Source organism: Porphyromonas bobii (genome assembly GCF_943169685.1).
Lineage (GTDB): Bacteria > Bacteroidota > Bacteroidia > Bacteroidales > Porphyromonadaceae > Porphyromonas > Porphyromonas pasteri.
The window spans coordinates 117,464-141,428 of the sequence record NZ_CALPBU010000004.1; the positions used below are offsets into that span (position 1 = coordinate 117,464).

Sequence of the window (23,965 nt, forward strand, 5' to 3'; positions counted from 1 at the left end):
GATAACACACGATTTTCACCAGCTATTTTGCCATTCACACCCCTATTCACACATAGCGGAAAAGCCGTGTAGATGCGCTTCTTTCCTAAGAAATTAAAAGAAGCTACTACATTTGTCAAGGTAAAAATCATTGCATATATTTGCTGTGAAATCAAGGCTCCTACACGAGCCGTACACGCAAAACTATTAGATCGATCAGTTATGAAATCCGCTGAGATTTTGGCCTCGCTCGAGGCAAAGCACCCTGGGGAAAAGGAATTCCTCCAGGCTGTGAAGGAAGTTCTTCTCTCTGTAGAAGAAGTCTACAACCAGCACCCCGAGTTCGAAAAGGCAGCTATCATGGAACGCCTCGTAGAGCCCGACCGTATCATCACCTTCCGTGTACCTTGGATCGACGATGCAGGTAAAGTCCATGTGAACATCGGCTACCGCGTACAGTTCAACAACGCTATCGGCCCATACAAGGGTGGTATCCGCTTCCATCCCTCTGTCAACCTCTCTATCCTGAAGTTCCTCGGCTTCGAACAGACCTTCAAGAATGCACTCACCACGCTGCCTATGGGCGGTGGTAAGGGCGGTGCCGACTTCTCTCCTAAGGGTAAGAGCGACCGTGAAATTATGACTTTCTGCCAGAGCTTTATGCGCGAGCTGTGGCGCCACATCGGCCCTGACACCGACGTACCCGCAGGGGACATCGGTGTAGGTGGTCGCGAAGTCGCCTATATGTACGGCCAGTACAAGCGCCTTGCTAACGAGCACACGGGTACGATGACCGGTAAGGGCTTCACCTTCGGTGGCTCTCGCCTGCGTCCCGAATCTACGGGCTTCGGCGCTGTCTACTTCGTACAGCACATCTGCAAGCAGCACAACATCGACCTCAAGGGCAAGACGGTAGCTATCTCTGGCTTCGGTAACGTAGCTTGGGGTGTAGCTCAGAAGGCTACGGAGCTCGGTGCTAAGGTCGTCACCATCTCTGGTCCTGACGGCTACGTCTACGACCCAGACGGTATCAACACCCCCGAGAAGTTCCAGGCGCTGCTCGACCTCCGCTCCAGCGGTAACGACGTCGTCTCTGACTACGCTAAGAAGTTCCCCAACGCTCAGTTCTTCGCAGGCAAGAAGCCTTGGGAGCAGAAGGTAGACATCGCTATGCCTTGCGCTACGCAGAACGAAATGAACGAAGAAGATGCTAAGATGCTCCACGCTAACGGCGTCACCATCGTAGCTGAAACGTCGAACATGGGTTGTACGGCCGAAGCTGCTGAGTACTTCGTAGAAAAGAAGATGCTCTTCGCTCCTGGTAAGGCAGTCAATGCTGGTGGTGTAGCTACCTCTGGTCTCGAAATGACTCAGAACGCTATGCACCTCTACTGGACCAACGAAGAAGTCGATGCTAAGCTCCACCAGATTATGAGCGACATCCACGAGCAGTGCGTGGCTCATGGCCGTGAAGGAGACTACATCAACTACGTCAAGGGTGCTAACGTTGCTGGCTTCCTCAAGGTAGCTCAGGCAATGCTCGAGCAGGGCGTCATCTAAGAAGCGACCCTTCCCTCAAGTTTCATAAGGCTTACAGCCCGCATTCCCCACGCTCGGGGAATGCGGGCTGAGCCTTTTTATAGCCTCAGCGAAACGACCGAGAGGAGGGAGCTGAGAGGCGAGGCTGATGCTTGGGCGGAAGAATGGCTTATCTTTGCGAGCAAACGGGAGCGCCGATGCTTCCATATCGCTTGCACAAGTCCTATGGCATATACTACCCTACTTCGCTGCACCCTCGTCGCAGCAGCCCTCAGCGCGGGCAACGCCTTCGCCAGCCCCACGACGGCGGCACCGCGGGCTAAGACGAATACCTCTATAGACCAGGCTTACCGCGAGAGCCTCACCTATTTCTTTGATCGCCCCGCCACGAGTATGATGGAGGCTCTCCCCCTCGGCAATGGCCGCCTGGGGATGCTCTCCGATGGTGGCGTACAGCATCAGAGGATCACCCTCAACGAAAGCTCCATGTGGAGCGGCTCGGTCGACTCCACCGCTTGGAACGCCGAGGCCTACAAGCAACTCCCCGCCATCCGTAAGCTCCTCCTCGCTGGTCGGGCTAAGGAAGCCGAAGACCTCATCTACCGTACCTTCGTCTGCGGTGGCGTAGGGAGCGGACGCGGACAGGGAGCGAACACCCCCTACGGCAGTTACCAAGTTGGCGGCTTCCTTCACCTCAATTGGGACAAGGCTCCCGAGCTCAGCGGCTATTACCGTGGGCTGAGCCTCAGCGAAGGCGTCAGCAAGGAGAGCCTCGTCGTCGACGGGCAAGCCTATCGCACGAAGCGCTTGTACAGCGTCCTCGGCCGTGAGGTACAGGTCGTACACATCGCGAATCACAGCGAAGAGGCCCGCCGTGACACGCTCCGTCTCTCCCTCTCCCGCCCCGAGAATGGGCACCCCGCAGCCGAAGCTGGCTTCCTGACGCTCTCGGGTCAGCTCCCCGACGGTAAGGGCGGTCGTGGCATGAGCTACGCCATCGTCGTACGCCCCGTCCTACCTCAGGGCGGTACGCTCATCACTCGTGGCGATGAGCTCCTCGTAGTGAATGCCCCCACGATCGAGCTCTACATCGCGCACAATACGAACCACTACGATAAGCGCCTGCCCGTCATGGCACGCAGCATCGAGCAGACGCTCCAAGCTAAGGCCGTGGGCGAAGCCAACCTCTTCGCTGAGCACGTACAGCGCTTCACCGCACAGATGGACCGCGTACAGGCGCGCTTCCTCGGCTCCGATCCAGCACTCTCGTCGCTACCGATCCAGCGCCGTCTCATCGCTTACTACGAGCACCCCGAGCGCGATCCAGCACTGGCCGCCCTCTATATGCAGCTGGGCCGCTACCTCCTCCTCTCCAGCACCCGCCCTGGCGCTCTGCCCCCCAACCTGCAGGGGATATGGACCGAAACCATCCAAGCTCCTTGGAACGGGGACTACCACCTGAACATCAACCTACAGATGAACTACTGGCCTGCCGAGAAGGGCGCACTCCCCGAGACCGTCGGGGCGCTCACGGACTGGGTCGAGAGTATCGTACCCTCGGGTGAGCGTACAGCACGCACCTTCTATCGCGCTAAGGGCTGGGTCACGCACGTCCTCGGCAACGTATGGCAGTTCACCGCCCCTGGCGAGCATCCCAGCTGGGGCGCCACGAATACCTCCGCCGCTTGGCTCTGCGAGCACCTCTACAATCACTATCGCTACAGCCAAGACCGTGCTTACCTGCAGCGCATCTACCCCGTGATGCAGGGAGCTGCACGCTTCTTCCTCACGACGCTCGTCAAGGATCCCAAGAGCGGCTACCTCGTCAATGTCCCCACGACCTCACCTGAGAACAGCTACTACACGACCCAAGGCAAGGCCGTCGCCGTAGCTGCGGGCTCGACGATGGACAATCAGATCCTGCGCGAGCTCTTCTCCACGACGCGCGAGGCAGCGATGGCCCTCGGTCGTGACCGCACCTTCGTCGACAGCCTCTCCACGGCACTGCGCCAGATCAAGCCCACCACCCTCGGCCCCGACGGGCGTATCATGGAGTGGATGGAGGACTACAAGGAGGTCGAGCCACACCACCGCCACGTATCGCATCTCTACGGGCTCTTCCCTGGGAGCGAAATCACGCCCCACGGCACGCCCGAGCTGGCTGAAGGCGCGAAGAAGACACTCATCGCACGTGGCTCAAGCAGCACCAGTTGGTCCATGGGCTGGAAGGTGAACTTCCACGCACGACTAGGCGATGCTGAGGGTGCTTATGAGGTGCTGAACATGCTCCTCCGCCCCGTCGACGCCATCGACCCCAAGACGAATAAGCCCTACGGCAGTGGTACAGAGCCCAACCTCTTCAGCTCGCATCCGCCCTTCCAGATCGACGGGAACTTCGGCGGCTCTTCGGGCATCATAGAGATGCTCCTCAGCAGTGAGACGGGCTGCATCATCCCGCTGCCGGCACTGCCCAAGGCATGGAAGGCTGGTAGCATCCAAGGCCTGCGCGTCATCGGTAATGCCACCTGCTCGCTCAGCTGGTCTGCAGGCGAGCTTGACCGCTTAGTCCTCGAGGCACACCACGCCTATCGTCACACGCTCCTCCTGCCTGGCGAAGGTCGTGGCTACGTCCTCCGACTCAACGGCCGCGCCTTAGACACGAAGACGCTCCTCCACCAAGGTCGCCTGCGCCTCCCCCAGATGCAGGCTGGCGATCGTCTGGAGGTCGTGAAGAAGCCCTAAGGCACGCACAAGCCACTCTATCACAGGCTCTCCCAAGAAGAGTCACACAAGTAAGGGGCACGAACCGAAATTGGTTCGTGCCCCTTACTTATATCCCTCTATACCAAGCTCTAATAGAGAGGCATTCTGCGACCAGTACTGCTCACCAATCGAAGCAGTACTGGTTACTAATATCAACCAGTACTGGTCGGAGCGCAAACCAGTACTGGTCACTCGAGTGACCAGTACTGCTTGCTTTCCCCTCCTCCTGCAGTTGCTTCTCGCAGACTCCACAGAGCAGGATAACAGCAGAGCTTACGAGATCCTCAGTTATAGCCATTCGCTGATACAAGGTCAGTAGGTAGATTGACAAACGACTATTGCTCCACAGTGCAGACGACTATTGTGGTATCCTTACCTCCCCATTGCTTCGCGCCACTTTCCCCAAGGAAGTTCAGCTAACACGCTGTATTGAGTACCAACTGCTTGCACTTTGATGCGTCAGCCCTGAAGGGTAGCTGGCCGAGATGTAGCTATTTGCTTCTTTAGCCGTATCTTTGTAGCCACGAGATAAGCGTAATAAAGCCTATGGTCATCAAGTCTGCAGAGTTCGTCATCAGCAATAGTCGCGTGGAGAAGTGCCCAACGACGGGACTCCCCGAATACGCCTTCATCGGGCGCTCCAATGTCGGGAAGTCTTCGCTCATCAATATGCTCACCGCACGCAAGGGGCTGGCTATGACCTCGCAGAAGCCTGGGAAGACGCAGCTCATCAACCACTTCATCATCAACGATGCGTGGTACCTCGTCGACCTCCCCGGCTACGGCTATGCCCGCCTCGGCAAGGACAGCCGCGATAGCCTGAGACGCATGATCGAGGACTACGTACTGGAGCGCAAGGAGCTGGTACTGCTCTTCGTGCTCCTGGACTGCCGACACGATCCTCAGAAGATCGACCTCGAGTTCATCCAATGGCTGGGTGAGGAAGGCGTCCCCTTCGCTCTGGTCTTCACGAAGGCCGACAAGCTCAGCAAGGGTCGTCTCGCAGCCAACATCGAGGCCTACAAGGCCAAGCTTCACGAAGAGTGGGAGGAGCTCCCCCCGATCTTCGTCACCTCCTCGGAGGAGCGTATGGGGCGTGACGAGCTCCTCGGCTACATCGAAGAAATCAACACTACATTATAATAGACTCCACAAAGTAAGACAATGAAAGGAACCATTCTCGTCACTGGCGGTACCGGCTACATCGGCTCTCACACCACCGTCGAACTGATCCAAGCTGGCTATCAGGTCGTCAGCATTGACAACCTGTCGAACTCCAATATCGAGGTCCTTGATGGCATCGAAGCGATCACCGGCATTCGCCCCATCTTCTACGAGGCTGACTGCAATGACGAGGCAGCTATCGAGCGCATCTTCACGGCTCATCCCTCGATCCAGGGCGTGATCCACTTCGCTGCGAGCAAGGCTGTCGGCGAATCCGTACAGAAGCCTCTGCTCTACTACAAGAATAACTTGCTCTCACTGATCGTCCTCCTCGAGGCTATGCAGCGCCACGGCACTAAGGGGATCGTCTTCTCCTCATCGTGCACCGTCTACGGCCAGCCCGAGATCCTGCCCGTCACCGAGGAAGCTCCTATCCAGGTAGCCCTCTCACCCTACGGCAACACGAAGCAGATCAATGAAGAGATCCTCAACGACGTAGTCTACGCTGGTGTACCCTACAAGGTCATCCGCCTGCGCTACTTCAACCCCATCGGTGCTCACCCCTCTGCACTCATCGGTGAGCTCCCCAATGGTGTGCCTCAGAACCTCATCCCCTACCTGACGCAGACCGCCGCTGGCATCCGTCAGCAGCTCAGCGTCTTCGGTGATGACTACAACACCCCCGACGGCTCTTGCATCCGCGACTACATCAATGTCGTCGACCTGGCGAAGGCCCACGTCATCGCTATCGAGCGTATGCTGGACGACTCCAAGGGCAGCGAGCCTCTGGAGACCTTCAACATCGGTACCGGCCGTGGCGTCAGCGTGCTGGAGCTCATCCGCACCTTCGAGGCTGTCACGGGCGTGAAGGTCCCCCACAAGATCGTCGGCCGCCGCGAAGGCGACATCGAGAAGGTCTGGGCTGACCCCACGAAGGCCAACACCATCCTCGGCTGGGAAGCTAAGGAATCCCTCGCCGACACGCTCCGCTCTGCTTGGGCTTGGCAGGAGCGCCTCATTGAGAAGAATAAGTAATATACCGCATCATGCGTGCCGAGGGGTAGGACTTTTATCCGTCCTACCCCTTCGTATGGTGCTTAGATAGAAAGAATATAGATGGAGAAGAACTTCAAGCGTACCCTCATCACCGCCGCCCTGCCTTATGCGAACGGCCCCGTGCACATCGGCCACCTGGCAGGTGTGTACATCCCCTCTGATATCTATGCCCGCTACCTGCGCCTCCGGGGAGAGGAGGTGCTCTTCGTCTGTGGTAGCGACGAGCATGGTGTGCCCATCGCGATCAAGGCTAAGAAGGAAGGCGTGACCCCACAGGATATCGTCGACCGCTACGACGGGATCATCCGCAAGTCATTCGCTGACTTCGGTATCACCTTCGATATCTACGGCCGTACGACGAGCGCCACGCACCGTGAGCTTGCCTCTTCGATCTTCCGAACCATCTACGATAAGGGCGGCTTCATCGAAGAAGAGAGCGAGCAGTACTACGACCCCGAGGCCAAGCAGTTCCTCGCGGACCGCTACATCACGGGTACCTGCCCTCGCTGTCAGAATGAGCGCGCCTATGGTGACCAGTGTGAGTCCTGTGGCTCGACGCTGAACCCCACCGACCTCATCCACCCCAAGAGCGCTATCTCCGGCGCTACGCCTGAGCTCCGCAAGACAAAGCACTGGTATCTGCCCCTTGACAAGCACGAGCCCTTCCTCAAGCAGTGGATCCTCGAGGACCACAAGGAGTGGAAGAGCAATGTCTACGGGCAGTGTAAGAGCTGGCTCGACGGAGGCCTGCAGCCCCGTGCTGTGAGCCGTGACCTCGACTGGGGCATCCCCGTACCCGTAGAGGGTGCCGAGGGCAAGGTGCTCTACGTGTGGTTCGATGCGCCCATCGGCTATATCTCCAATACGAAGGAACTCCTGCCCGACAGCTGGGAGAAGTGGTGGAAGAGCGAAGACACGCGCCTCCTGCACTTCATCGGCAAGGACAACATCGTCTTCCACTGCATCGTCTTCCCTGCGATGCTCCGTGCCGAAGGCTCCTACATCCTCCCCGAGAACGTCCCCGCCAATGAGTTCCTCAATCTCGAGGGCGACAAGATCTCCACGAGCCGCAACTGGGCCGTCTGGCTCAATGAGTACCTCGAGGATCTGCCCGGTAAGCAGGACGTCCTGCGCTACGTCCTCACGGCCAATGCCCCCGAGACGAAGGACAACGACTTCACGTGGCGTGACTTCCAGGCACGCAACAACAATGAGCTGGTAGCTGTCTTCGGTAACTTCGTGAACCGTGCTCTCGTCCTCACCTCGAAGTACTTCGACGGGAAGGTTCCCGCTCTCGGTGCGCTGACCGACTTCGACCGCGAGACCCTCGCAGAGCTCTCTACCGTCCGTGCCGCCATCGAGCGTGAGCTGGACAACTTCCACTTCCGTGAAGCCCTCAAGGAAGCGATGAATCTGGCACGCCTTGGCAACAAGTACCTCGCCGACACCGAGCCTTGGAAGCTGGCGAAGACCGATATGGAGCGTGTCGCCACGATTCTCAATATCTCCCTGCAGATCACGGCTAACCTCGCCATTGCCTTCGCGCCCTTCCTGCCGATGAGCAGCGAGAAGCTCTGCAAGATGCTTGCCATCGACCTCCCCGCTTGGACCGACCTCGGCCGTAGCGACCTCATCGAAGCTGGACACACGCTCGGCGAGGCCAGCCTCCTCTTCGAGAAGATCGAGGATGACGTCATCGAGGCTCAGATCCAGAAGCTGCAGGCGACGAAGGAAGCCAACGAGGCTGCCGAAGATCACGCAGCCCCCATCGCTGAGAATATCGACTTCGAGGACTTCCTCAAGCTGGACATTCGCGTGGGTACCGTCACCGAGTGCACGAAGGTGCCTAAGGCCGACAAGCTCCTGCAGTTCCGCATCGACGATGGTCTGGGTGGCCGCACGATCGTCTCTGGTATCGCTGAGCACTACGCTCCCGAGGAGCTGGTAGGCAAGCAGGTCTGCTTCATCGCCAACCTCCCTCCACGTAAGCTCCGTGGCATCGAGTCGCAGGGGATGATCCTCTCCGCAGCCGATCGCACGACGGGGCAGCTCCGCGTGATCACGCCTCAGGGCCCGATCACCCCTGGTAGCGAAGTCAAGTAAGGCTTCGCCCCTCCCCTGTTTATTCAGACCAAGAACCCACTTACATGAATAGCTCTCTCAAGACGAGTATCCTTAGCCCAGTGCGCTGGGCAGGGGTACTCGTCCTCTTCTTCCTCTTAGGCTCCGTAGCATGGGCGCAGAAGACGCCCCGTGTCACGCAGCACAAGCTCCGTATCCTCCACACCACAGACGTCCACGGGAATATCTTCCCCTATGACTTCCTCAATGACCGCCCAGGTACGGGGAGCATGTCACGTCTCTCGACGGTACTGCGTGAGATCCGTCGTACGGACCCCGAGACCCTGCTGCTGGACGCTGGTGACCTCCTGCAGGGTGAGCCCCCGACGTACTACTACAACTACGTCGACACCCTCTCGACACACATCGTCTCCTCGGCGATGAACTACCTCGGCTACGATGCAGTCGCCATGGGCAACCACGACATCGAGCCTGGGCATAGCGTCTTCGACAAGTGGGGACGCGAGTGTAAGTTCCCCCTCATCGCAGCGAACATCATCTCCGACAAGACGGGCGAGCCTTACTTCAAGCCCTATCACGTCTTCACCCGTGCTGGGCTCCGTGTAGCCGTCTTAGGCTTCACGACGCCAGCTATCCCTCAGTGGGTACCTGCCCATCTCTGGGAAGGACTTCACTTTGACGATATCCTCACCTCGGCTGCACACTGGGTACCCCTCATCCAGCAGCGCGAGAAGCCTGACCTCCTCGTCGTACTGATGCACTCCGGGCTGGAGAATGACAACCCCGATTACCTCGAGAATGCTGGCCGTGCGCTGGCGAATAAGGGTATGGGCATTGACCTCCTGCTCATTGGCCACGACCACCGTCAGGAGCTGGAGTGGATCCGCCCTGAGGGAAGCACGACGGACTCCGTCCTTCTCATCAATCCCGCTAACCACCTCGATCGTGTCGCGGACATCCAGATCACCGTGCGCAAGGAAGGTGGTCGCGTCGTCTCTAAGCAGCTCGTCCCCTCCTTCATCTCACTTGAGGGTGTAGAGCCAGACTCGGTCTTCCTCCGCCACTTCGCCCAGGAGTATGCTGCAGTGAACGACTATCTGGCTACTGAAGTCGGTGAGCTGGCCTCCGAGGTGCGTGGCGAAGATGCGCTCTTCGGTACGACACCCTATATGGATGTCATCCACCGTATGCAGCTCGAGTCGGTGAATGCAGAGATCTCCTTTGCCGCACCGCTGAAGACCTCTGCCGTCCTCCCCGCAGGCAAGGTCTATGTACGTGATCTCTTTAAGTTCTGTCCCTTCTCCAACTTCCTCTACGCTATGCAGCTCACAGGTCGTGAGATACGTGGCTACCTTGAGTACTCTTATGCAGGCTGGGCAGCGACCTCCATCACCGAAGATGGCGGGCTCATCCGCCTGCGCACTGGAGCACAGCCGACGGACAAGTATAAGACCTTCGTACCGCCCTACAACTACAGCGCGGCGCAAGGCATCGACTACACTGTCGACCTCTCCAAGCCCGAGGGCGAGCGTGTGACGATCCTCCGCCTCACGGGGCATAGCGAGCCCTTCGACCTCGACCGCACCTATCGTGTAGCCGTCAACTCCTACCGTGCTGGTGGTGCTGGAGGTATGCTCACCACGGGTGCTGGCATCGCGAAGGAAGACCTGCCGAAGCGTATCGTCGGCGCTACCTCGCACGACCAGTCCTATTACTTAGCAGAATTCTTCCGCCGTCACAAGGTCGTCCGCCCCGTAGACCCGAAGAACTGGCGCTTCCTCCCTGAGGACTGGGCAAAGGCCGCCGCCGAGCGTAGCCGTGCCTTCCTCTTCCCTAAGAAGTAAGCCTTATGCGCCTTGCCCCACTCCTTCTGCTTCTGGTACCTCTTGCGCTGGTACTCCTGCAGCTTCTCTTGAGATGGGGCCTTCAGCGCCGCTCGGAGCTTCTCCGCTCGGCACATACACATCGACCTCTACAGCGACAGGACGCACCTATCGCTGTAGAGGTCGATGTCGATTCGTCCCCACTCTTTGATAGCCCTGCTCCAAGAGAAGCCCTCCCCCACTACCTCGTCCTCGATACCGAGACGCAGGACATCCTCCACGAAGAGGAGGTAGGGATAGAGTTCGCCCCCTCGCCGATTATCCTCCTCTCGTGGCAGGTGCTGGACGCTACAGGTGCCTGCCTCTCTGAGGAGACGCACCTCATCCGTCGTAGCGCCTCCATAACAGAGGAGGCTACCGCCCTGCACGGCATCACGACGGAGCAGATGGAGTGTGAGGGCGAGGAGCTACGCCCCGCACTGGAGCGCTTGCTCCAAGCCGTGAGTGAGGCGAAAGTACTCGTCGCGCACAACGTTCGCTTTCATCGTACCCTCGTCCTCTCAGAGCTGGAAGCCGTAGGGCTTCCGACAGCTTCGCTGGAGGCACTACCCACCCTCTGCACGATGGAGCGCGGGCGAGTCTTAGGCTTCAAGCGCCGTGCTTCGGGTGAAGCGGCTTACCCTAAGCTCAGCGAACTCTTCGGCTACCTCTACCTACACCAGCCAGCCGTCCACGTGCGCTTCCGCCAGAAGGGCCTGCGTGACGTTCGCCTCTGCGCCGCTTGTCTCAGGCAGCTCATCGTGTAGCGCACTCCACGCATAGCTATAAACAGCGAGCGGGCACCCCACCGATGGTGGGGTGCCCGCTCGCTGTTTATGGGGATTGCTTCTTAGTCAAGCTCACCTGCAGAGCGCTTCTTGAGGAAGTTCTTGTAGGCTGCCTTTGTCTGTGGAGCGAGGAAGATGAGGGCGATGATATTCGGGATGACCATCAGCCCTGTGACTGTGTCGGTGATCTCCCACACGAAGGTCACAGCGAAGATCGCCCCGACGAAGACCGAGCCGATGACCACTGCGCGGAAGACATAGACCCCGACCTTGCCGAAGAGCGAGCGGACATTCATCTCACCGAAGATATAGTTCCCGATGATCGTCGTGAAGGCAAAGAAGAAGATACTCACCTGTAGGAAGATGATACCGGCCTTACCAAAGACCATATCGAAGGCCTCCTGCGTAATCGCTGTCGACTCGAGTCCAGCCTGCTTATGGGCACCCGTGAGGAGGATGACCAGCGCCGTAGAGGTGCAGATGAGGAGCGTGATGAAGACACCCGACATCGCTACGAAGCCCTGCATCGCAGGGTCCTTCACCTCGGCCATAGCATGAGCGTGGGGCGAAGTACCCATACCTGCCTCGTTGGAGAAGAGGCCACGAGCGACCCCATAGCGGATGGCATACTTCATCGCGATACCAGCAGCCCCCCCAGCAGCGGCCTTCGTAGAGAAGGCTTCTCTAAAGACCTCAGCAAAGGCCTGGGGGATCTGGTCGAAATAGATGCACATGATGACGAGCGAACCCAAGATATAGGCGATAGCCATGAAGGGCACGACGAGCTCAGCGACCGTGGTGATGCGCTTCTGCCCCCCGACGATCACGATACCGACGATGAGTGCGATACCCACACCGACGACCCAAGGCTCGATATCAAAGGCCGTCGTCAGCGCGACCGTGATGGAGTTCGCCTGCACCATACTTCCCGTGAAGCCCACGTAGGTAATGAAGGCTATTGAGAAGAAGAGTGCCAGCCACTTGAGCCCGAGGCCTTTGCGGATATAGAAGGCGGGGCCCCCGATAGCTCCACCGGGACGGACCTCACGATACTTCTGCGCTAAGACGGCTTCGGAGAAGATCGTCCCCATACCGAGGATGGCGGAGATCCACATCCAGAAGATCGAGCCGACACCACCCATGGAGATGGCGGTGGCGATACCCGCTACGTTCCCCGTACCGACTTGGGCAGCCACGGCGGTGGCGAGAGCTTGGAAGGAGTTGACCTTGGAGTTACCTTCCTCGCCCTTCTTCCGCTGCATAGCGGGGCCGAAAGCATACTTCATCGCCAGATTGAAGTGGCGGATCTGTGGGAAGCCGAGATAGATGGTGTAGAAGATGCCGACGCCGAGGAGGGCGTACATCAGGAAGCTGTTCCAAAGAATTCCGTTGAACTCTTTGACGAACCCTAATACATCCATGTGCTGTGAGTTTTGTGAGTTAGTGTTAGAGGTATTGTGAATTGTGGCTTAGACCTAAGGAGTAGATGCGTAGGGATCGGGGCACCTACACGTAGAAGTGGGTGCTCCTATCAGGGGTAGCGCTCGGGAAAAGAGCGGAATACTTGAGCTATTCATGCGCATCATAGGGGCGCTCCTCTTGGTATTATAGAGGGGCAAGCCATACGTCCACGGGCGAAGTGTCCATGGACTTCGCCTACAAAGGTATAAATAGTGCCGGAAGAAATAAGGTGCTTAGCCCTTGCGACCGTAGTCGGCGGGGATCTCGCCCCAGCGGACGGTATCCCACTTATACAAGGGTGTCGTGTAGGTATGCGTCTGGAGCCAGCGCTCAGCACGCTCGATGAGGTCGAAGAGCTGAGCCGTCTCGGCCGTGCGCTCTAGAAGGGTCTTGCAGCGCTTCTTGCGCACCCACCCGAGGGCCGTCTGGCTGTCGGAGTAGATGACGAGCTGCGAGAGCCCCTGCTTCTCGATGAGCGCCAGCGCATGCACGATGGCGAGGAACTCCCCGATGTTATTCGTTCCCTTGGGGAAGGGGCCCATCTCGAAGATGACCCGACGCGAAGGTAGGTACACGCCGCGGTACTCCATCACACCTGGATTGCCCGAGCAGGCAGCATCGACAGCGAGCGCCTCCTCGATGGGAGCCTCTGTGCTACTCTCCATCCCCGAGGGGGCACGGTGGCGACGGGAGAAGCCCTGAAAGCCCTCTTCATAGGCTCGCAGAGCCTCACTACGGCTCTCGAAGGACTTGAAGAGGGCCTTGGGATAGCCCTGCGTCTGGCGCTGACATTCCGCCCAGGTCTCATAGACCCCAGGCTCGTGTCCCGCCCAGACGACGTACCACTTTTGTTGCTTTGCCATCGGCTTACCTGCTCTTGGATGAAGTCGTTTCCTGCCGTCTCCCGTCGTGGGAGCGGTGCCCAAAAGTACAACAATCCCCCGTGCTACCGCTCCAGCGCCTATAAAAGCAGCATCATCCGAGGGCATTCAAACGCCTCAAAGACAAGAACAAGAGGGAGGCTCACATACCGAGCGGGGAAGTGCGCTCGTTTTAATGGTACACGTGTCTCCCGCTCCAGCCTTTGCTCTGCTCGGGCATTTAGGGAGCGTAAGACACTTCACTGCTAACAAGACACCACACATGAAGAAGATGATCTTCACCGCTGCCCTCCTCTTCTACTCGATGAGCATCGGGGCACAGGCGCAGTCCGTCGAGAGCCAAGCACTCACGACCATCAGCACACAGCACGAGGAGCCTACTGTAGAGCTCACCGATGCTCCCGTCAGCACGGAGAGCGACTACCTGATGAGCTTCGCCGAGGCCGCACCACGTCGCCGAGGCTATTATGGTGGCGGCTCAGCCCCCTACTACTCCGGGACGCTGGAGCTCGGCTTTACCTCCGCCGACCGTCTGGGGCGTATGGAGCTACTCGGCTCCTTCGGTACGCTCGTCAGCCCCACGATCTACCTCGGTGGGGGCTTGGGCTTCAATGGCTACTTCTCTCACAAGCACCGCGACGCCTTCTGGATGCTTCCCCTCTTTGTGAACTTCCGTGCGACGCTCCCCACGAACTCCGTCGTCAAGCCCTTCCTCGACATAAAGCCTGGGTACTCCATCGGCCTTACTCACTCAGGGCTGCACGGCTTCTACTTCGCACTCTCAGGGGGGATCGTCGTCAACCGCTTCACGATCAGCTTGGGTTACGCTTATCAGGAGTTCAACTCCAGCCGCTACTTCGACAAGTACTGGGGTAGCTCGGGCGGGGTATCTCTCAAGTTCGGTATCCTCTTCTAAGGCGCTCACAGCGTGAGTCTGGGCGGGCTAACTCACGAATATTTCGTATGTTTGCCCGCGAATAAAAGCAAAGACCCGTATGATACACTCCATGACTGGCTTCGGGAAGGCCTCGGCACGCTTCGGTAGCCGCACCATCACCGTCGCCATCAAGTCACTCAATAGCAAGCAGGCCGACCTCTCGGCACGCATTGCCTCCATCTACCGCGAGGGCGAGCTGGAGCTCCGCTCTCTGATCACCGACCGCCTGCAGCGCGGTAAGATCGACCTCTCCATCACAATGGAGGATGACGCCCTCGAGGGCAACACTACCCCCATCAACAAGGAAGCTCTCCTCGGGTACGTCCATCAGCTCCAGACGCTCCGCACGGAGTCGGGGCTGGACTTCCCCATTGACCCCGTCGCCCTGCTGCGTCTGCCTGGCGTCATGGATAGCGAAAGTAGCCGCACGACCGAGGTCAGCAAGGAGGAGTGGGACGTCGTCCGCGCCACCACCCGTCAGGCTGTAGAGGAGCTACAAGCCTTCCGCCTGCAGGAAGGTAAGATGCTCCACGAGGTCTGTGCCTCACGTATCGCGAAGATCAGCGCACTGCTTGAGGAGATCACCTTCCCCGAAGCTGAGCGCATCGCCGCTATCCGTCAGCGTCTCGAAGAGGGTCTCGCGAAGATCGCCCCTCAGGGTGGCTATGACAACTCCCGCCTCGAGCAGGAGATGATCTACTACATCGAGAAGCTCGACATCAACGAAGAGAAGTCACGTCTGGCACATCACCTCAGCTACTTCATCGAGGTACTCAACGCCGATCAGCCTGGTCAGGGTAAGACCCTTGGCTTCATCGCACAGGAGATCGGTCGTGAGATCAATACAATGGGCTCGAAGAGCAACCAAGCCGAGATGCAGCAGCTCGTCGTCAAGATGAAGGACGAGCTTGAGCAGATCAAGGAACAGGTACTCAACATCCTCTAAGCCATTCTGCGGTAGCCCTCGCTACCCGACTACATAGAAAAGCCACGAGCTTCAGCATCCCACGCTTGGTGGGGCTGAAGCTCGTGGCTTTTATGTCCGTGCGACTCTATCGTGAAGTCGCAGGTGAGAGCGAGAGGTCGCTTAGAAGTGACGCTCTACGGGCTCTACTTCGGGCTGCTGGAAGTCGATGAAGCACAGACCAGCCAGAGCCGTACCATAGCGCTTCTCGATCGTGATCCCTTCGGTGACGAAGTTCAGTTCGCCGAGGTAGTAGTGACCATAGGTCTTCTGGTGCAGGTCGTTGATCACACGGATCAGACGAGCTTCGAGCTCCTCGATGCGGTAGCGGCCGCTGACTTCACAAACCAGACCACCGACCTTCTTATCGAAGTTCTCATCAGCATACATCCATGCGTAGACGACACCTGCAGAGACGAATTCGTCCTGCTGACCGTGCGATACAGCCAGGATGGTCTTCAGCTCAGAGCCGAAGGGAGGCAGGTCGATCTCATCCATCGAAGCGATGTGTGCCGTAGCGGGCAGCACGGACGAATAGACCATGATATTAAAGTCAGAGATCCCAGCATCATGCAGAGCCATGTGGTATGACCCAGCGTGAAGTTCCAGATCCGACTCACCGCTCCCCTTCGTCACGAAGAAGGTGTGGGGGATAAGATTCCCTACGTACTTGCTCATTTAGTTCCTTATAAATCTATGATTGTTAATACTTATTGCGCACTCTTTCCGCCCATTCCGCTATGCATACGGCTGGACAAAGGCTTACAAAGGTACACTATTTTTAAGAACTTTAGCTCTCTTATTGACCTCTTTCTCGACACATTCCACTGCTTCGCAGTGATAAGAAGCGGAGCTACAAGTGTCCTTCTCGTGAAGAAAAAAGCGCCTTTATGTAGTGCTTTTTCCGCATCTATGTACGTAGTCTTAAAGACCAGGCACATAAATCCAAATATCCACGTACGTAGATATTAGAGCCACGTACGTAGCCCAAACTTTTCTGCCACTCGTCCACAACTTTTATCCCTACGCAGAGCAACGGCCTACAATAGTCGTTCGACTCCAGACTAATAGTCGTCTGAGCACAGACCTGTAGTCGTCTGCACAGCGACCTCCCGAGCCTTGCCTACACACCTCTACAATCATGAGGCCACATATCGCAAGGGCTGTATCGAGAGGATGGCACCTTGATATCCTCCTCGGGGCTGTTTGCAGAAGCCCGTCCCTTTGACTATCTCCACAATTCTCCGTAAGTTTGCTCCGTATAAAACCAAAGACCAAGACCGGACTTTCCCAAGTCTATGCCTTGACACTTGATTAACTCTCCTTACAACCAACGCCGATGAGACGTCTTTTACCGCTGTTCTTGTTGTGCGTCTTCTTCTCTCAGCTGGGACTTAGCGCCCAGGTGCACATGCCAGCTATCTACGGGCGGCACGAGACGAAGCAAGTCGTGACGACAGAGACCTTCTATGACTCAGGCGGGCCAACTAAGAATGCCCACCCTCTGGGCATCGCCGCCGTCACCTTCACTCCCAAGTATGGGGAAGCTATCGAGGTCGACTTCTCCGAGCTTGATCTCAAGCAGGCCACCCTCTATGTCTACGAGGGGAAGCAAGAGCTCGTCAAGAGCGAAGGGGGCGACGAAGATGATGAGATCACCTACACCAAGCCGAATGTCCCCGAGCTCTATGTACTCCGAGGCAGTGATCTCTCCCGTCATGTCTTCCACTCCACGACAGCTGATGGGGCGCTGACCTTCGTCTTCATCGGAGCCAACCCCGCAGGTAAGGGTTGGACAGCCGAAGTGAAGAGCGTAGCCAAGACCTCCGATGATACCCCCGTACCGGCCGAGCCTGAGGGCTCCGTCTATATGGTACCAGGGCCTCGTGAGGTCATAGTAGGAAGCACAGGACTTGACTTCTACGACGATGGTGGGCCCACGAAAAAGATCAGTCCCAACTTTGAGGGCTACGTGACCTTCGTCCCCAAGCAAGCGGGACAGCGCATACGGGTGACCTTCACCAGCCTTAAGCTCTTCCATACCTACAAGCCGAAGAACGACCTACTACGCGTCTACAACGGGCGCAGCACCTCCTCAACCAAGCTTCTGCGCGAGCTCCTCAACGAGCAGACGCCCATCAGCCTCATCTCCAGCGAGGACGATGGCTCACTGACCGTCTCACTGAAGAGCGTCACGGGGACTCCGCAGGACGGCTTCGTCGCACGCGTCGAGGCCATCACACCCGAGCCGATGACCTTCGCCTCAGCCTCGGCGACCTCTCCCACAGAGAAGGTAAAGAGCGCGGCAGGTGAGCACGACAAGCCCCTTCTACTTCTCACCCTCCACACCGAAGGCGTGAGCCCCGCCCTCACCCTCTCAGAGCTGGAGCTCTCCACCCAAGGCACGAGCACAGGCGCCCTGGAGCGTCTTATCCTCTATCGTGGCGAGCAAGCCCTCACCACCAACCGCATAGGCGAGGCGACCGTCACGGGCGATCAGGTGCGCCTCCAGCTCTCCGCTCCCCTCGAGCTGAACTACGGAGACAACACCTTCCTCCTCACGGGCGACATCTCTGCCAAGGCTCACACGGGCGATCAGCTCAGCCTCACCGCACGCACCGCAGTCCTCTCAGGCGAGACGAAGCAGCTCAACCTCCCCACCCCTACCCCATATATCCTCGACAACGTCTGCCGCAGCCGCGAGGGTCAACCCCAGGTCATCACCGTATATTCGGACTGGACCTTCGCTCCGACGATGAGCGCTGGGCGCTATGCCCCAGGCAATACCGACCAAGTCACGACCTTCCTCCCAGCCAAGACAGGCGAGGTAGTCGAGCTGGACTTCCAGTCCTTCGATGTCCTCTACGAGAAGAGTAAGTATGGGACGAAGGCGGTCTTCGAGATCTACGCTGGTCAGGGGCGTACGGGCAAGCTCCTATGGCGCCTTGACGAAGAGACGATGAATGCGGGCGGGCCTAAGCTCATCCATTCGACGAGCTCGGACGGTGCACTGACCGTCGTCTTCAATCCCAAGGAGAGCATCCCAGGCCGACAGAAGTCAGGCTGGCAGGCTACCGTACGCAGCCAGCAGCCCCAGCCTATGGTACTCGTCTCGGCTACGGTCGCGCAGGCCTCCACAGCCGAAGCGCCCGTAGGTGCTACTGGTCTGGAGTTCCTCGATCTCACGCTTGAGACGAAGGGCAGCCTTCAGCCCAAGAAGCTGGAGGCCATCAAGCTCCAGCTCAAGGGCGCACCTCAAGCCTTCTCCAAGCTCTACCTCTACGCCCTCTCAAGCCCCAAGGCCTACAGCTCAGCCAAGCTTCTTGGCTCCGTCACGCCCACAGGTGAGACGACCCTCACCCTGCCTCTTACGGCAGCTCAGACACTCCCCGAGCGCAAGAGCTACTACTACATAGCTGCCGACATCGCCCAGGGCGTCGCAGCAGGTCTGACGCTTGACCTCGCTCTCCCCGAGATCACACTCTCAGGAGAGACCGTCTCCATTGAGAGCCCCGACCCCGAAGGAGGACGCATCACCCGCAATCTCCTCTCGATGGCAGCCGGAGAGACGACTATTGAAGTCACCAACCCACTCTCCTTCTATGATAATGGCGGACCCACGGGGAAGTACCCGCGCTCCTTCACCGGCACTGTACACTTCGTCCCTCGTGCGGGTGAAGTCATCCACTGCCGCATACGCCAGCTCCGCCTCGGTCGTGTAGACTACCTCAGCTTCTACCACGGGAAGGAAGCCAACGAAGACAAGCTCATCACCAAGCTCTCAGGCTACAAGCGCGACCTCCCCGAGCTCATCTCCACCGCACCCGACGGCTCGATGACAGTGACCTTCACCAGCAAGACCAGCGATGATGGCTGGGATATCGAGGTCAGCTCCGAGCGCCCCATCCCGCTGCACGTCACGGAGGTCAAGGCCGAAGCGATCCAAGATGCCCGCCTGATGAGGGGTGCTAAGGACGTCCCTCTGATGAAGCTCGCCGTCACCGTCACGGGAGACCAAGGCGCGCTGAGCATCGAGCACATTGACTTTGCCCCCTTCTTTGCTCATGGCATCAGCGCTTGGGCAAAGCTCAACCTCTACGCCACTGAGACCTCCGAAGCCTTCTCTACAGCGAAGCTCTACGCCACGGGCGGGGAGCGCTTCTCGGGCACGACCGACTACCACAAGCCTGGCACGTACTACTTCTTCCTCGCAGCTGATGTAGACGCCACCGCTCCAGCAGGCGCCCGCATCACCATCACACCCCGTAGCATCACGGCAGGCGGTGAGGAGCGTGCGATCACGACGCCCCCGACAGTAGCCATCGACCTCCACGAAGGCATGCACGGAGACTTCACCATCGGCGAGCGCAGAGGCATGCACTACACCACCCTCACCACCGCCATCCAGGATCTTGTCAGCCGTGGTGTCGATGGTCCCGTGCGCCTACTCCTCAGTGCTGGCACCTATGACGAGGCACTCTCCCTGCCCGATATCGCAGGGCTGTCCGAGACAAACACCCTCACCATCGAGCCTATCTCGGGTCGTCGTGGCGAAGTGACGCTCACCAACACCCACTATCGCAAGGTAGACTACGGCGACAACAAGCCTGGTTACTTCAACGTCGAAGGGGCAGACTACGTCACACTCCGCGCGCTTACCTTCACGTCAGAGAAGAGTGACGCACCAGCACTCCTACTCGTCCGCAATGGTAGCCAGCATCTCACCATCGACGACTGTGAGCTCTCTGCGCCCCGCACCACACTGTACAACGAGGGCGACATGGCACTCATCCGCACGGCACGCGGCAACCAGCCTTCGCCCAACAACGACTTCCTCACCCTAAGCAACTCGCACCTCATCGGCGGGTACAGCGCGATCTATGCCGACGGACTGTCGAACGTCGCACTCCCCACACAGCGCGTCATCACCATCGAGGGCAACACGCTCGAGGGGCAAGGCTCGAAGAGTATCTACCTGCGCTGTATCCCCGACATGACCGTACGCGCCAACCGCATTCTCGCCTCGGGTAAGGCGGCACGCGACTATCAGGCGATGGACCTCACTCTCGGCGAAGGGGTGAGCGTCGTCGGGAACCGTATCCACCTCACGGACTTCTCCGAGACGACGACCGCTGTACAAGCCATCTACCTCAGACGCACTACAGAGCATGCGCAGATCGAGCACAAGTCCAGCCTCTTCGCCTCGAATGAGATCATCCTCGATGCACCGCAGAGCCTCCGTGAGGTCTACGCCTTCTACTTCACCGATGAGAACCTCACGGACATCAAGCTCCTGCACAACTCCGTCCTCATCTCAGGCACTCGCACCGACAAGTCCACGGCACCTGTCTACTTGCATTCGCGCAAGCAGGGTACCATCTCAAAGCTCGAGGTGAAGAACAACCTCTGGCAGAATCTCACTCCTGGCTCTATCTACAAGACCACGACAAAGATCACGCTCGTCGATCCTACCTTCACTGACAACGTAAGCTACACGGCAGGCAGCGACTTCGCACTGCTCGGAGATAGCGCCCTTGACCTCGCCGAATGGACGAGCCGCATGAAGGACACCTCGAGCCGCATCGCACGAGTGGACTTCGCAGCTCCTCGTGAGAGCCTCCTCCCACAGGAGTTCAGTACGCTGACCTTCGCGCGTGCTCTCCCTGAGGTACCTACCGATATCGTCGGCACGAAGCACCCCACTACGGATGCCGCCGTCGGGGCTTACGAAGCGACGACGCACGGCTTCCCCGCACTGGCCACGGGCTATCCCAAGCCCCTCAACCTCACGGCGGATCATCCCGTGCTGGAGATCAAGTCCACCGACTTCGGGCAGTTCTTCTGCCTGGCGCTCAAGCAGTCGGATACGGCTCCTACGCTAGAGGCTCTCAAGGCCTCGACGCTGCAGGTCAATCTCTACCCTAATCAGGTCAGCCGCGTCACCCTTCCCGCACTCGATGGGCACTCGGCCTATCGCCTCTACCTCCTCCCTCGCAATCTGTCGGGGCAGTTCGCCTCAGCAGCCCTCACCTACGACTTCTCTACCGATGCCCTCCCCTCGGAGGTGGCAGACTTCGAGAGCGTAGCCATCGGCACGAGTGACTTCGTCAGCGGTACCTATCGCTTCGTAGGCGGGAAGGTCTACGAGCCTCAGAAGCCCTACACGACGGGGAGCCATCGCGCCCTCGAATGTAGTAGCACGGTGACCATCACCCCCACGCACACTACAGCACCCACCAAGCTCACGGGCTTCTACCTACAGAGTGATGTACCCGTACGCCTCACGGCTAAGGGTGGAGCCGATGGCGATCAGACGAAGACTCTTCCCTCGACGGGCGGCGTATGGCGCTACGTCAGTCTGCGTGACCTCGGCGAACTCACCGAGCTCACCATCCAAAGCGAAGGCAAGGCAGGTATCGATGACTTCACCGCCGAGCCACAGCCACTCCACCTCACCCCGAAGACCTTCACCTCTCGCGCTGGTGAGACCATCGCTCTCCAGCATGATGCCGAGGGCGGTGTATGGCCCTACTCCTATGTATGGCGTACCGCAGCAGGGGTGGTCGTAGGGAAGGAAGCGACCTACAGCATAAAGGCTGAGCGCACCCAGCACCTGACGCTCGAGGTGACCGATGCCTGGGAGCAGAAGGTGAAGAGCCAGCTCCTCCTCAAGGTCTCGGGTGGGAAGCCTGCTATCGCTACCTTCGACGATCTCGGCCTCGAGCCTGAGACGGCGTGGTACGGCGAGCAGGAAGCTGGGGGCTCCGACTTCATCTCCTCGACCTTCTATAGCGGGAGCTACTCCTTCGCCTGTAGCAATGCACCCGCACTGCGCACGTGGATGGGCTTCGCCTACTCCGACCAGACGAAGACGACCTTCACCTCTCTCTTCCCCGACCAGTTCAATAGTGCTGTCGGGCATGGCGTGAATGGCTCGAAGAACTATGCCGTAGCCTATGCCTATCGCCAGCCAGCCGAGCTCCGCACCACCCACGCAGGGCCTGCGGTCATCCCGGGCACCTATGTCACGAATACCGCTTGGGTCAAGCAAGTCACCCAGACGGGGACGAAGATGGGCAGTGAGCCGGATGCGCCCTTCCATCAGGGGGACTATCTGCTCCTCATCGCCAGCAATAGCACAGGTACAAAGAGCCTTGAGATCCCCCTCATCGACTACCGCAGCACCGACCCGAAGGAGCACTACACGATAGACACCTGGCAGTGGGTCGACCTCTCGGCTCTCGGAGAGACCGATGTCGTGCGCTTCACGATGAAGGGCTCACGTGTAGCCAATGGAGGCACGACCATCCCGGCTTACTTCTGTCTCGATGACTTCGGGAGCGAAGTACCAGCGAAGGATATCGCCCCCCGCACCCTCGCTCCCCAAAGCACGGAGACCCTTGACCTAACGAAGGTCTTCACCGACGCAGGTCTCGCCCCCAGTGCTTCCCCCCACCCCGTCTACACCCTCATGACGGCTGGGAACGAAGAGACTGTGACGGCGACCCTCAGCGGAAGCAACCTCCGTCTCACAGCGAAGGCCACGGGCTCGACCTCGCTCATCATCAGCCAGCGTCAGGGAGGGAAGACCGTCTACCTCCGCCTACCTCTCACGGTAGCCCTGCCCCAACCCACGCCCCAGCCTACGCCTCAGCCCACACCGACCCCCGAGGCCGATGGCGAACTGAAGGCATATCCCAGCCCCGCTACCACGGAGATTCATCTCACGGTGAGCGGACGCGTGGATATCTTCAGCCTCACGGGTCAACTCATGCTCACCATCGAGCACTACACGGCAGGGCAGGCCATCCCCATCGGCAACCTCCCTGCAGGTATGTACCTCGCACGCACGCCCCAGGGTGTCGTCCGCTTCAGCAAGCGCTGAGCCTAAGTCCGCCCGACGATACGATACAGGTAGCGCGTGGCTCTCCCCCTCGGGGGTGGGTCACGCGCTACCTATTTGAGTCTGTTGCCGCGAGTCCTGCCCGCTATTTAGTGTGCTAAGGCCTCGCACGCCCAGCGCCCCGATATGCCTCTCCGAAGTAACCGAGCAACCCCTTCGCCTTATCGTAAGTATTCCTCTTATCCAGCGGAGGGAAAAGTGTCCTTCTCGTGAAGGAAAAAGCGCCTTCACGTAGTGGGTTTCATTTATCTACGCACGTAGTCTTAAAGACCAGGCACATAAATCCAAATATCCACGTACGTAGATATTAGAGCCACGTACGTAGTCCAAACTTATCTGCCACGCGTTCACAACTTTTATCCCTATCGCGGAGCAACAACCTAATAGAGGTCACTACACAAAGCTATACGGAATCGATCCAAAGCTATATAGCTTTCTTCGCCATCCTATATATAGCTCTACCTACGTACTCATATAGGTCGCTTCGCCGACCAGTATAGGTTACTTTTTCACCCTGCACAGAGTCGCGGAGCAAGCACTATGGAGACAAGGGGGCAAAGGGGCAGGATGCCGAGTGCACTCCCCT

At 58.6% G+C, this 23,965-nt stretch carries 13 protein-coding genes; 10 read left to right on the forward strand and 3 right to left on the reverse strand.

Annotated elements, in window-relative coordinates; genetic code table 11:
- The first annotated feature begins 201 nt into the window (after window positions 1–201).
- The 7 genes from gdhA to KO088_RS05320 all read left to right on the forward strand — a co-directional run bounded on the left by gdhA (window position 202) and on the right by KO088_RS05320 (window position 11,212).
- Window positions 202–1,539 (forward strand): NADP-specific glutamate dehydrogenase, encoded by a 1,338-nt coding sequence (gdhA, locus tag KO088_RS05290; protein WP_044115292.1) that lies wholly within the window; start codon window positions 202–204, stop codon window positions 1,537–1,539.
- A gap of 204 nt (window positions 1,540–1,743) precedes the next feature.
- A complete protein-coding gene (locus KO088_RS05295; protein ID WP_215493879.1) occupies window positions 1,744–4,260 on the forward strand; it encodes a glycosyl hydrolase family 95 catalytic domain-containing protein in 2,517 nt (838 codons plus the stop codon).
- 567 nt (window positions 4,261–4,827) lie between these two features.
- Window positions 4,828–5,424, forward strand: coding sequence for a ribosome biogenesis GTP-binding protein YihA/YsxC (gene yihA / locus KO088_RS05300; RefSeq protein ID WP_215493880.1), 597 nt, complete (start codon window positions 4,828–4,830; stop codon window positions 5,422–5,424).
- 21 nt (window positions 5,425–5,445) lie between these two features.
- Complete coding sequence (galE, locus tag KO088_RS05305) at window positions 5,446–6,480, forward strand: UDP-glucose 4-epimerase GalE (protein WP_009433559.1); 1,035 nt, start codon at window positions 5,446–5,448, stop codon at window positions 6,478–6,480.
- Window positions 6,481–6,561: 81 nt separating this feature from the next.
- Window positions 6,562–8,604 carry a methionine--tRNA ligase gene (gene metG, locus KO088_RS05310; protein ID WP_215493881.1) on the forward strand — a complete coding sequence of 681 codons (2,043 nt, stop codon included), beginning with the start codon at window positions 6,562–6,564 and terminating at the stop codon, window positions 8,602–8,604.
- Between the two features lie 44 nt (window positions 8,605–8,648).
- Window positions 8,649–10,427, forward strand: a complete 1,779-nt coding sequence (locus tag KO088_RS05315; RefSeq protein ID WP_215493882.1) for a bifunctional metallophosphatase/5'-nucleotidase — start codon at window positions 8,649–8,651, stop codon at window positions 10,425–10,427.
- A gap of 5 nt (window positions 10,428–10,432) precedes the next feature.
- A complete protein-coding gene (locus tag KO088_RS05320) occupies window positions 10,433–11,212 on the forward strand; it encodes a 3'-5' exonuclease (RefSeq protein WP_215493883.1) in 780 nt (259 codons plus the stop codon).
- Window positions 11,213–11,295: 83 nt separating this feature from the next.
- Here KO088_RS05320 and KO088_RS05325 read toward each other — a convergent pair whose 3' ends face one another.
- Together KO088_RS05325 and KO088_RS05330 are read right to left on the reverse strand one after the other, a co-directional pair.
- Window positions 11,296–12,654 (reverse strand): alanine/glycine:cation symporter family protein, encoded by a 1,359-nt coding sequence (locus KO088_RS05325; RefSeq protein ID WP_215493884.1) that lies wholly within the window; start codon window positions 12,652–12,654, stop codon window positions 11,296–11,298.
- 273 nt (window positions 12,655–12,927) lie between these two features.
- Window positions 12,928–13,557, reverse strand: a complete 630-nt coding sequence (locus KO088_RS05330) for a ribonuclease H1 domain-containing protein (protein ID WP_215493885.1) — start codon at window positions 13,555–13,557, stop codon at window positions 12,928–12,930.
- A gap of 280 nt (window positions 13,558–13,837) precedes the next feature.
- On the opposite strand from KO088_RS05330, the gene KO088_RS05335 reads away from it, so the two are divergent.
- The gene (locus tag KO088_RS05335) at window positions 13,838–14,491 is read left to right on the forward strand and encodes a hypothetical protein (protein WP_215493886.1); all 654 of its coding nucleotides are present in this window, start codon (window positions 13,838–13,840) and stop codon (window positions 14,489–14,491) included.
- A gap of 79 nt (window positions 14,492–14,570) precedes the next feature.
- Window positions 14,571–15,458 carry a YicC/YloC family endoribonuclease gene (locus tag KO088_RS05340; protein WP_215493887.1) on the forward strand — a complete coding sequence of 296 codons (888 nt, stop codon included), beginning with the start codon at window positions 14,571–14,573 and terminating at the stop codon, window positions 15,456–15,458.
- Between the two features lie 141 nt (window positions 15,459–15,599).
- On the opposite strand, the gene KO088_RS05345 is transcribed toward KO088_RS05340, so the two are convergent.
- On the reverse strand, window positions 15,600–16,154 hold the full coding sequence (locus tag KO088_RS05345; RefSeq protein WP_009432265.1) for a pyruvoyl-dependent arginine decarboxylase: 555 nt from the start codon (window positions 16,152–16,154) through the stop codon (window positions 15,600–15,602).
- A 733-nt stretch (window positions 16,155–16,887) separates the two neighbouring features.
- On the opposite strand from KO088_RS05345, the gene KO088_RS05350 reads away from it, so the two are divergent.
- A complete protein-coding gene (locus KO088_RS05350) occupies window positions 16,888–23,361 on the forward strand; it encodes a DUF4465 domain-containing protein (RefSeq protein WP_215493888.1) in 6,474 nt (2,157 codons plus the stop codon).
- Window positions 23,362–23,965: the final 604 nt, after the last annotated feature.